The 9892-nt window shown below is 71.5% G+C and carries 7 protein-coding genes; 6 read left to right on the top strand and 1 reads right to left on the bottom strand.

Features of this window, described 5'->3' with window-relative positions:
- The first annotated feature begins 69 nt into the window (after positions 1–69).
- From CA984_RS39310 to CA984_RS39285, 6 genes are all read left to right on the top strand, one after another.
- Positions 70–693 (top strand): TetR/AcrR family transcriptional regulator, encoded by a 624-nt coding sequence (locus CA984_RS39310; RefSeq protein WP_086578449.1) that lies wholly within the window; start codon positions 70–72, stop codon positions 691–693.
- Positions 694–796: 103 nt separating this feature from the next.
- Positions 797–3166: a helicase-associated domain-containing protein gene (locus tag CA984_RS39305; RefSeq protein ID WP_086578448.1), complete on the top strand. Its 2370-nt coding sequence runs from the start codon at positions 797–799 to the stop codon at positions 3164–3166.
- Between the two features lie 199 nt (positions 3167–3365).
- Positions 3366–4004, top strand: a complete 639-nt coding sequence (locus CA984_RS47475; protein WP_207621211.1) for an MgtC/SapB family protein — start codon at positions 3366–3368, stop codon at positions 4002–4004.
- A 151-nt stretch (positions 4005–4155) separates the two neighbouring features.
- Entirely contained in the window at positions 4156–5802 is a 1647-nt protein-coding gene (locus tag CA984_RS39295; protein ID WP_086578447.1) for a DNA repair helicase XPB, read from the top strand.
- A 713-nt stretch (positions 5803–6515) separates the two neighbouring features.
- Entirely contained in the window at positions 6516–8534 is a 2019-nt protein-coding gene (locus CA984_RS39290) for a HelD family protein (RefSeq protein ID WP_086578446.1), read from the top strand.
- A 22-nt stretch (positions 8535–8556) separates the two neighbouring features.
- Positions 8557–8964 (top strand): GNAT family N-acetyltransferase, encoded by a 408-nt coding sequence (locus CA984_RS39285; RefSeq protein ID WP_242676424.1) that lies wholly within the window; start codon positions 8557–8559, stop codon positions 8962–8964.
- A 299-nt stretch (positions 8965–9263) separates the two neighbouring features.
- Here the strand turns inward: CA984_RS39285 and CA984_RS39280 are convergent.
- On the bottom strand, positions 9264–9892 hold a 629-nt coding region (locus tag CA984_RS39280; RefSeq protein ID WP_278249092.1), incomplete at its 5' end, for a TCP-1/cpn60 chaperonin family protein.

Genomic DNA, 9892 nt, shown 5'->3' with positions numbered 1-9892 from the left:
GGATCCGGCGCGCCGAGAGCCGACGGGCTCGGCACTGGATAGGGTCAAGGGGGAGGTATCGGCAGAGAAATGACCAGATCGACGCGCGAGCGGATCATCGACGAGGCCCTGCGCCTGTTCGCCGAACGAGGCTACTCGGCGACCTCGGTGGCGGAGATCGAGGCCGCCTCCGGGCTGTCCCCCGGCGCCGGAGGGCTCTACCGGCACTTCAAGTCCAAGTACGAGGTGCTGGCGGCGGCGATGAACGAGCACGCCGCCCGGACCCGGACGCAGATCGCCGAGGCCCTGACCGAGATGAGCGCCGTCGACCCCTCGGTCGACATCGAGGAGCGCCTGGCGCACCTGTGCAAGGCGGGGCTGGCCAAGGTCCGCGAGGAGAGCGAGCTGACGCGCGTCTTCTTCCGCGACCTGAGCCAGTTCCCCGAGCTGGTGGCGATCGTCCGCGAGGGGCTGCTGCAACCCATGTTCGACGCGATCACCACCTGGTTCCGCGCCCAGCCCGAATACGCCGGAGCCGACCTCGACTGGCCCGGGATCGGCGCCGTGCTCGGCGGCGCGGTGGTCCACTACCGGCTTTTCCAGGAGATCGTGGGCGAGCCCCCGGGGCGCGCGGAGCGTGATCGTTTCGTCGCCTCCTGGGTGCGCCTGGCGCTCGGGCTGCTGCCGCGCCCGGCCGTCCAGGCGATCGGCTGAACCGGGGAGGGCCGCCGCTTCCCCCTTCATTCGCGGCCGATCGTATGAAACCGGATTTTCCCCAAGCCCCGCTCTGTCGGTAAGGCCTCCTACCATTGACGGAATGAGCACGGAGTTCACCGAGTGGCTGCGCGGCCGGAGCGATGACCAGTTGCGGGCTCTCGTCGCCGTGCGACCCGAGCTCATCACCCCGGTCCCCGCGCACCTCGAAGGGCTGGCCACGCGGGCGGGCAGCCCGTCGGCGATCGGTCGCGTGCTCGACCGGCTCGACCTGTTCACGCTCTCGGTCATCGAGACGCTGGCCGTGCTCCCGTCGCCGGTCGCCCACCGGACGCTGCGCGCCCAGATGGCCCGCGCGCTGCGGGGCGCGGCGGACCCGGCGTTCCAGGGCGCGCTCAGGGAGACGGTCGAGCGGCTGCGGACCCTGGCCCTGGTCTACGGGCCCGACAAGGCCCTGGCGCCGGCTCCCGGCGTGCGGGAGGTCCTCGAAACGCCCGCGGGGCTCGGCCCGCCGGCGGTGGAGGTGTTCAGGCACCATCCCGCCGAGCGTCTGGCCGAGCTGGCCGAAGACATCGGCGGCGACGGCGACGGCACCAAGGAGACCCTCGCCCGACTGCTCGGCGACCCGGAAATCGTCGGACGGCTGATCCAGGACGTCTCGCCGCAGGCCCGTTCCGCGCTCAACGAGCTGGCCTGGGGGCCGGCCAGCGGCCGGGTGCCCAACGCGCGCCGGGAGGTGCGGACCGCCGACGCCCAGTCGCCGATCGAGGAGCTGCTCTCCCGCGCGCTGCTCGGCGCCACCGGCGAGGAGACCGTCGTCCTGCCCCGCGAGGTCGCCCTGGCCCTGCGCGGCGGCCGGATCCACCGGGACCTCTCCCCCGTCCCTCCGGCGCTCGACGGCGCCGTGCGCGACCAGGGGCTCGCCGACCGCACGGCCGCCGGGCAGGCGTTCGCGTTCACCCGCGCGGTGGAGGAGCTGTGCGAACGGTGGAGCGTCGATCCTCCCGGCGTGCTCCGCAGCGGCGGCCTGGCCGTACGCGACCTGAAGCGGACGTCGGTCCTGCTCGACCTGCCCGAGTGGGTGACGGGTCTGGTCGCCGAAGTGGCGCACGCGGCCGGGCTGGTGGCCGCCAGCGGCGCGGTGGACGGCGAATGGCTGCCCACCCCGGCCTATGACGGCTGGCGGGTGAAGGGCACCGAGGACCGCTGGACGGTGCTGGCCACGACCTGGCTCACCATGGACCGGGTGCCCGGAGTGATCGGCGAGCGTGACGAGCGCGACCGCCTGCTCAACGCCCTCCACCCCGACCTGCGACGCTCGGCCGCCGCCGAGGTCCGCACCGCCACCCTGGGCATGCTCGCCGTCGCCGGCCCCGGTCTGGCCCCCACCCTGGAGTCGGTGCGCGAGCGCCTGGCCTGGGAGCAGCCCCGCCGGCGCGGCGGCCACCGCGACCAGCTGGTGGAGTTCACGCTGCGCGAGGCGGAGCAGATCGGGGTGACCGGCCTCGGCGCGGTCGTGGACCACGGCCGCGCCCTGCTCCCCGGCTGCGACCGCACGATGTCGGCGGGCCGGCTCCTGGCCCCCCTGCTGCCCGAGCCACTCGACCACGTCCTGCTGCAGGCCGACCTGACCGCCGTGGCCCCCGGGCCGCTCACCAGCGATCTGAGGCGGTGGCTGGCACTGGCGGCCGAGGTGGAGTCCACCGGCGGCGCGACGGTCTACCGGTTCGACGAGCGGTCGATCCGGCGGGCGCTGGACGCGGGGCAGAGCGCCGACGAGATGCTGGCCATGCTGGAGCGGCACTCCACCACGCCGGTCCCGCAGCCGCTCGGCTACCTGGTCACGGACGTGGCCCGCCGCCACGGCCGCATGCGCGTCGGTACGGCGAGCGCCTACGTGCGGTGCGACGATCCCTCACTGCTGGACGAGGTGATGGCCGACAGGCGTGCCCTCCCGCTGCGGCTGCGCCGGCTCGCCCCCACCGTGATCGCCTCCAAGACCTCCCGCCCGACCCTGGTCGACTCGCTGCGCGCGATGGGCTACGCGCCGGCCTCCGAGTCCCTGGACGGCGACGTGATCATCACCCAGCTCGACGTCCGCAGGACCGACGGCCAGCCCCTCGTCCGTTCCTCGGCCACGTTCAACGGCCTGGAGGCCGACGTCGTGGCGGCGGCCGTACGCGCCGTCCGCGCGGGCGACGCCGCGCACCGGGCACGCCGGGCGCCCGTGGAGGCCCCCGCCGGCCAGGTCCCGCGTTCCCCCGCGACCGCCACCATCGTCGCGCTGCGCGAGGCCATCCGGCAGGGCTCCCAGGTCTGGATCGGTTACCTCGACTCCCAGGGCAACGCCACCAGCCGGATCCTGGAGCCCGCCCGGATGGAGGGCGGCTATCTCACCGCCTACGACGAGACCCGGGCGGCGGTGCACCGCTTCGCCCTGCACCGCATCACCGGCATCGCCGACATCAACTGATGGGGGGCTTCCTCGATCGCGGATCCGCCACCCCGGTCACGGGGCGGAGACATCCCGCCGTCCATCCTGGTGGGGAGGCTCTCACCCGGTCCGGTCCCCGCCGGATGCGACCGGCGCCATTCGCCTACCGCAGAGGGCATAGGCCCCATATCGTGATATTTCTTGATGTTCCCGGCTCAAGAGAAGCGAGAGATGCACAGTGAGCAGCGGTACGCCCGAGGGCCCCAGCACGAACCCGGATGACTGGAAGAGCCCCTACAGCACCGGCCCCGGCCAGACGCCCGGGTACGGCCAGCAGCCCGAGTACGGCCAGCAGCCCGGCCAGGGCCACCAGCAGCCGGGGTACGGCCAGCAGCCCCAGGGCTACGGTCAGGGTTACGGTCAGGACCAGGGCTACGGTCAGGGTTACGGTCAGGACCAGGGCTACGGCCAGCAGGCTCAGGGCTACGGTCAGGGATACGGCGGCCAGGGCTACGGTCAGGGCTACGGCGACCAGGGCCAGGGCTACGGTCCGGCGGGCTACGGAGAGCAGCCCTACGGGCAGCAGCCGGGCTACGGCTACGGCCCGCCACGCCAGAACAACGAGGGCGTCCGGACCCACGCGATCGTCGCGCTCGTCATCAGCATCGTGCTGGCCCTGAGCTGCTACATCAGCCTCGGCGGCATCGCCGGAGCCATCATGTCCGGCATCGCGCTGGGCAAGGTCGAGTCCGACCCCCGGAGCGCCAGGAACCTCCTCAAGTGGACCTGGATCGGCATCGGCATCAACGTCGGCCTGGTCGTCCTGGGCTTCGGCGCCTTCATCGTCGCGGGTGTCAACGGCGCGTTCGACAACTGAGCGGATATCCGGCGATCGAGCTGATCGGGACTGCCCGGAGGCTTATCTCTGTTGGACATACGGAGCGGGGGGCGTCGAGCCGGGAACGGACCGGCAGGTCCCCGTGCGAGTGCGACCATGGGCTCGCCGGCCGTACACGAGGGAGAAGTCTTTGACCGACGGACCATTGATCGTCCAATCCGACAAAACTCTGCTACTCGAAGTCGGCCACGACAGGGCCGACGAGTGCCGCAAGGCGATCGCGCCCTTCGCCGAGCTGGAGCGTGCCCCCGAGCACGTGCACACCTACCGGATCACCCCGCTGGCCCTGTGGAACGCGCGGGCCGCCGGGCACGACGCCGAGCAGGTGGTCGACGCGCTGATCGGCTACAGCCGCTACCCGGTGCCGCACGCGCTGCTGGTGGACATCGCCGAGACCATGGCGCGTTACGGCAGGCTCCGGCTGGAGAAGGATCCCGTCCACGGGCTCGTCCTGACCAGCACCGACCGGGCCGTGCTGGAGGAGGTGCTGCGCTCCAAGAAGATCCAGCCGCTGCTGGGCGAACGGCTGGGCGCCGACGCGGTGGCGGTGCATCCGAGCGAGCGCGGCAACATCAAGCAGTACCTGCTCAAGCTGGGCTGGCCGGCCGAGGACCTGGCCGGATACGTCGACGGCGAGCACCACCCGATCACGCTGACCGAGGACGGCTGGGAGCTGCGCACCTACCAGCGTGAGGCCGCCGAGGCGTTCTGGCACGGCGGCTCGGGCGTGGTCGTGCTCCCCTGCGGCGCGGGCAAGACGATCGTGGGCGCGGCGGCGATGGCGCACGCCAAGGCCACGACGCTGATCCTGGTGACGAACACGGTCTCGGCGCACCAGTGGAAGCAGGAGCTGATCAAGCGGACCTCGCTGACCGAGGAGGAGATCGGCGAATACACCGGCACCAAGAAGGAGATCCGGCCGGTCACCATCGCCACCTACCAGGTGATGACGACCCGCAGGCAGGGCGTCTACCGCCATCTGGAGCTGTTCGACGCCCGCGACTGGGGCCTGGTCGTCTACGACGAGGTGCACCTGCTGCCCGCGCCGATCTTCCGGATGACGGCCGACCTGCAGGCCCGGCGGCGGGTGGGGCTGACCGCGACGCTCGTGCGCGAGGACGGCCGGGAGGGGGACGTGTTCTCCCTGATCGGCCCCAAGCGCTACGACGCGCCGTGGAAGGAGATGGAGAACCAGGGCTGGATCGCCCCGGCCGACTGCGTCGAGGTCCGGGTGACGCTGACCGACGACGAGCGGCTCGCCTACGCGATGGCCGAGTCCGAGGAGCGCTACCGGTTCTGCGCGACCACGCCGTCCAAGAGCCGGGTGACCGAGGCGCTGGTCCGGCGGCACCTGGACGAGCAGGTGCTGGTCATCGGGCAGTACATCGACCAGCTCGACGAGCTCGGCGAGCACCTGAACGCACCGGTGATCAAGGGCGAGACGAAGGTCAAGGAGCGGGAGCGGCTGTTCCAGGCGTTCCGTGACAAGGAGATCCAGGTTCTGGTCGTCTCCAAAGTGGCCAACTTCTCCATCGACCTGCCGGAGGCTGCGGTGGCCATTCAGGTGTCGGGCACCTTCGGTTCACGCCAGGAGGAGGCCCAGCGGCTCGGCCGGGTGCTGCGGCCCAAGGCCGACGGGGGTGGGGCCCGCTTCTACTCGGTGGTCAGCCGGGACACCGTCGACCAGGACTTCGCCGCGCACCGGCAGCGGTTCCTGGCCGAGCAGGGATACGCCTATCAGATCATCGACGCGGACGACGTGCTCGCCGGGGAATAGCCTCACAAGGCGAACACGCCGTCATCCGTGTCAATCAGGTCCACGAAATACCGCAGGCTTTCGACAAAGAAACCACCCCCTCGCTAGGCCGCGACGGCCACTGGCGACATACCCCCATGATCTGCGGGAGTCACTGGATTTGCCCGGGTTTTTCGCGTTTTTGGAACAGAATCACGGAGGGTGCAAGCGCGGTTACCGAAATGCCGTGTCACCGATGGGTGGAATCCCTTCCGCGAGCACCCAGGTGATCGGCGCGGCGGTCACGAGGGCCGTGGGACGGCTCACGTCGCGGTGGGCCGCGGGGCCCGCCGGAGCCCCGCCGCGCAGCGGGCGGCGACCACCGCGAGCAGGCCGGGAAGCCCGGCTCCCGCGCCCTTCCGGCCCGCGCGTGAGCGGCGGGAGAAAGCATCGCGACCGGTGCGGGCACGGCGGAGGGAAGGCGTTCCCGACGGCGCGGGCAGGACGCGGGGAAGGCCTTCGGCCCTCGGGCGAAAGGAACGGCGACAGGAACGGCGACTTTCGCGACACGGTGCGGCACGGATCAGCCACGGTCGGTATCTCGGGAAGTATCCGCCCGCTCATCGCGACACCCGTCGCGCCCGGAGCCCGGTCCCGCGGTTAATCCTTTTGAGCGCGTGTAGGTCACCGGTAAGCTAGTCGATTCGCTGCCTGATGACCACCACCTCCGTTTATCGACTGGGAGGCGCTTCCGCGTGCCCGCACATCAATTGGCCCCCGACATAACCGACGACCCGGCCGAGACCCTCGCCGCCGAACGCGAACACCTGGCCGCCTCCAGGGCCGCGCTGCGCGCCATGCGCGAGCACGCCCGGTCCCTCTCCTCCGACGCCGCCGGAGACTGGGTCTCACAGCAGATCCTGCAGGCGCTGCTGGACCAGCGGGTGGCGGCGCTCGCCGACCACTCCGGCACCCCGCTGTTCTTCGGCCGCCTCGACCGGGCCGTGGACGACGACCTTCCCGGCACCGTCTACGTCGGACGCAGGCACGTCCACGACGACCGCAGCCGCCCCCTGGTGATCGACTGGCGGGCCCCGGTCTCTCGGGCCTTCTACCAGGCCAGCCCGTCCGATCCGATGGGCGTCGCGCTCCGCCGCCGGTTCGGCTACCACGGCGGCGACCTGACCGCCTACGAGGACGAGCCGCTCGACCAGGGAGGCGCCTCGCAGCACAGCAGGCTCCTCACCGAGGAGATCGAGCGGCCCCGCTCCGGGCCGATGCGCGACATCGTCGCCACGATCCAGCCCGACCAGGACGAGATCGTCCGCTCCGAACTGGGCCGGACCGTCTGCGTCCAGGGAGCCCCCGGCACCGGCAAGACCGCCGTCGGCCTGCACCGGGCGGCCTACCTGCTCTTCACCCACCGGGAGAAGCTCGCCCGCTCCGGCGTGATGATCGTCGGACCCAACCGGGCCTTCCTGTCCTACATCTCCTCGGTGCTCCCCGCGCTGGGCGAGGTCAAGGTCGACCAGACCACGGTCGCCGGGATCCTGGGCGACCACTCGGCCCCCGAGGACCCCGCGGTCAGCGCGGTCAAGGGTGACGCCAGGATCGCGCCGGTGCTCAGGCGCGCCCTGTGGATGCACATCGTCAAGCCGACCGAGGGCGTGCTGTTCACCAAGGGCGTCAACCGCTACCGGGTGGCCGACCACGAGGTCCGCGAGGTCGTCGCGTCGCTGCGGGGGACCACGCGTTACGGCCCCGGCCGGGCGGCTCTCGCCCAGCGGCTGGCCCACCTGGTGCTCGTCCGGATGGAGCAGCGCGGCGAGTCCCCCGACGACCGGGTCCAGGACGCGGTGGCCCGGTCCAAGCCGGTCAAGCAGCTCGTGGAGCAGGTCTGGCCCAAGCTGACCCCCCAGCAGGTGCTCCACCGGCTCTTCAGCGATCCCGAGTTCCTCGCCGCCGCCGCCAAGGACGACCTCACCCCCGCGGAGCAGGCCATGCTCCTGTGGGCCAAGCCGGCGAAGTCCCACCGCTCGGCGAAGTGGTCGGCGGCCGACGGCGCGCTGATGGACGAGCTCGGCGACCTGATCGAGCGGACCGCCCCGCTGGGTCATCTGGTCGTGGACGAGGCCCAGGACCTGTCCGCGATGCAGTTGCGCGCCCTCGGCCGGCGCTGCCGTACCGGGTCGGCCACCGTCCTGGGCGACCTCGCCCAGGGCACGACCCCCTGGTCCGCCCGTTCCTGGGACGAGGTCCTCACCCACCTGGGCTTCGAGGACGGCGCGGTCACCGAGCTGACCCTCGGCTTCCGCGTCCCCCGCGAGGTGCTCGACTACGCCGCCAGGCTGCTGCCCGCCGTCGCCCCGGACCTGGCCGCGCCCCAGTCGCTCCGGCCCGGCGTGGGCTCCCTGTCGGTACGGCCCGCCCCCGACCCGGCCGCGTCCCTGACGCAGGCGGTGCGGGAGGCGCTCGCCCGCGAGGGCTCGATCGGCGTCATCGTCCCGGACGCCTCGGTCGCGGCGGTGTCCGAGATCCTGTCCCAGCTGGACCATCGTGTGCTGAGCCCCGACTCGGTGGAGGAGCACCGTCTCCTGGTCATCCCGGCGACCCTGGCCAAGGGCCTTGAGTACGACCACGTCATCGTGGTCGAGCCGGCCGACATCGTGGACGCCGAACCACGCGGCCTGGCCCGCCTCTACGTGGTCCTGACCCGTGCGGTCACCTCCCTGACAGTCCTGCACACCAGGGAGCTCCCCGCCCAGCTCTGCTAATTTCCGATTTATGGAAATAACGGTGCGAAACGGACGGCTTGCGGACGTCGACGCGTTGCTGTCCTTCTGGATCGAAGCCGCCGAGGGAACCGACCGGCACGACGATCCGGCCAAGGTGGTCGCGCTCATCGAGCGCGACCCCGAGGCCGTCCTCATCGCCGAGATCGACGGGGAGACGGCCGGCACGCTGATCGCCGGCTGGGACGGCTGGCGCGCCCATCTCTACCGGCTGGCCGTCGCCCCCGCCCGCCGCCGCCAGGGGGTCGGGACCGTCCTGATCCGGGCCGCGGAGGAGCGCTTCGCGGAATTCGGCGCGTTCCGCGCCGACGCCATGGTCCTGCACGACAATGTCCTGGCCCATCACGCGTGGAGCGCCGCCGGTTATGCGCCGCAGCCCCAGTGGTCACGATGGGTCAAGGCGCTGAGTTAGGGACCGGTAACGGGTGTCCGGACTTCCGGGGATGCCATGACGTCCCCGGCGGGAACGGACTCTTTACAGACCGCTGAGCACGTGGAAAAGAACGCTGTCCGGCCGTTCGACGCCCCATGAAACGGCCCGCACCGGCGGGAGACGAACAACCGCACCGGCGCCCGGAAGCCGGTGAACGCGGAAAGCACAAGCCCGGGACGCCCGGAAGCCGGTGAACGCGGAAAGCACAAGCCCCGGGAACACGGAAAGAGGCGGCCCCGGCACCTCGGGGTCGCCTCTTTCTGTGAAAGCGCCTGGACTTAGAAGTCCATGTCGCCGCCGCCGGGCATGGCGGGAGCGGCACCGGCCTTCTCGGGCTTCTCGGCGATGACGGCCTCGGTGGTGAGGAACAGCGCCGCGATGGACGCCGCGTTCTGCAGAGCCGAACGCGTCACCTTGGCCGGGTCGATGATGCCCGACTCGAACATGTTGACGTACTCGCCGGTGGCGGCGTTCAGGCCCTCACCGGGGGTGAGGTTGCGCACCTTCTCCACCACGACGCCGCCCTCAAGGCCGGCGTTGACGGCGATCTGCTTCAGCGGCTCCTCAAGAGCCTTGCGCACGATCGCGGCACCGGTGGCCTCGTCGCCGGACAGCTCCAGCTTGTCGAAGGCCTTGGCGCCGGCCTGCAGCAGGGCCACGCCACCGCCGGGGACGATGCCCTCCTCGACGGCCGCCTTCGCGTTGCGAACGGCGTCCTCGATGCGGTGCTTGCGCTCCTTGAGCTCGACCTCGGTCGCCGCGCCGGCCTTGATGACGGCCACGCCGCCGGCCAGCTTGGCCAGACGCTCCTGGAGCTTCTCGCGGTCGTAGTCGGAGTCGGTGTTGTCGATCTCGGCGCGGATCTGGTTGACCCGGCCGGCGATCTGCTCGGCGTCGCCGCCGCCGT

The organism is Streptosporangium minutum (genome assembly GCF_002149035.1).
Taxonomy (GTDB): domain Bacteria; phylum Actinomycetota; class Actinomycetes; order Streptosporangiales; family Streptosporangiaceae; genus Streptosporangium; species Streptosporangium minutum.
The sequence above is the reverse complement of the archived record's forward strand: the minus strand, read 5'-3'. Positions and strand labels throughout refer to the sequence as shown.

What these genes read in the sequence shown, in the direction of transcription:
- CA984_RS39310 (WP_086578449.1), top strand. Translation starts at nt 70, where the DNA reads ATGACCAGATCGACGCGCGAGCGGATCATCGACGAGGCCCTGCGCCTG.
- CA984_RS39305 (WP_086578448.1), top strand. Translation starts at nt 797, where the DNA reads ATGAGCACGGAGTTCACCGAGTGGCTGCGCGGCCGGAGCGATGACCAG.